The following is a 1,152-nucleotide window of genomic DNA, read 5'->3' on the forward strand; positions in this document are numbered from 1 at the left end:
GACGGATTCAAGCAGTCGTCGCAACACGTATTCTGTTGACCTGCCGCAGCCACTCGTCAAGCACCTCGGCAGGGGATCTCCAGCCCAGCGTCTTTCTCGGCCTTGCATTGAGGGCGGCTGCCACGGCGGCGATCTCCTCGGCGCTGTGCACACTCAGATCGGTGCCTTTCGGGAAGTACTGACGCAGCAGTCCGTTGGTGTTCTCGTTGGTGCCACGTTGCCAGGGGCTGTGCGGGTCGCAGAAGTAGACCTGGATGCCCGCATCGATCTTGAGACGAGCATGCTGGGCCATTTCGGCGCCCTGATCCCAGGTCAGCGATCGGCGCAGCTCTTCGGGTAAGGTGATGATGGTGCGCGTGATCGCGTCGCGCACAGCCTCGGCCCCATGGCCTGCCAGCGCCGGCCCGTTCTTGGTGCGCGGCGCGTCGCCGTGGCCCGCGAGGCGCGGAAGATGCAGCAGCATTGTGAACCGGCTTGTGCGCTCAACCAGGGTGCCGATCGCCGAGCTGCCAAGACCCAGGATGAGGTCTCCCTCCCAGTGGCCTGGCACCGCCCGATCGGCCGCTTCGGCAGGACGCTGGCTGATCATGATCTCGGGCGCGACAAAACTCTTGCCGCGCCGGCGGACGCGCCCCCGCGGCACCCGCAACACCCGCCCGGTTCGCAAGCAGGCCGTGAGTTGGCGACGCAGCGCTCCTTTGCCTTGGATGAAGAGAGCCTGATAGATGGCTTCGTGGCTGATGCGCATGGTCTTATCGTCCGGAAAGTCGATCGGCAGGCGTCGGGCAATCTGCTCCGGGCTCCAGGCTCTGGCCCACCGCCGATCCTGTCGCTTGCCATGCCGGCGGCTCTTCCAGGCGACGGGAGGGCCGGGAATGGCAACGCCGTTCGGAGCAACGACGACGCCAGCCAATCTCTCCTCCACATAAGTGCGCAAGGGCGCGTTGAGGGCAAGCTTCGTCGGCTTCGGGCGCCGGGCCGATCGCTCGGCATGCCACTGGGCTGTTGTCGCGCGATACTCCAGCCCACCGCTGCGGGTGGCTGCGTTGCGCCGCAGCTCCCGGGAGATCGTCGAGGCGGATCGCCCGAGCCGGCGCCCGATCTCCTGCATGGAATGGCTCTGGACCCGCAGAAGCGCAATCTCCTCTCGCT

General features: G+C 66.5%; 1 protein-coding gene. It reads right to left on the reverse strand.

The window, feature by feature from the left end; translation table 11 throughout:
• Positions 1 to 7 precede the first annotated feature (7 nt).
• Positions 8 to 1,152, reverse strand: a 1,145-nt coding sequence (locus FS320_RS43775) for an IS30 family transposase (RefSeq protein WP_152718701.1), incomplete at its 5' end; no start/stop codon positions are given.

The sequence above is a fragment of the Microvirga tunisiensis genome, assembly GCF_009296175.1.
Taxonomy (GTDB): Bacteria; Pseudomonadota; Alphaproteobacteria; order Rhizobiales; family Beijerinckiaceae; genus Microvirga; species Microvirga tunisiensis.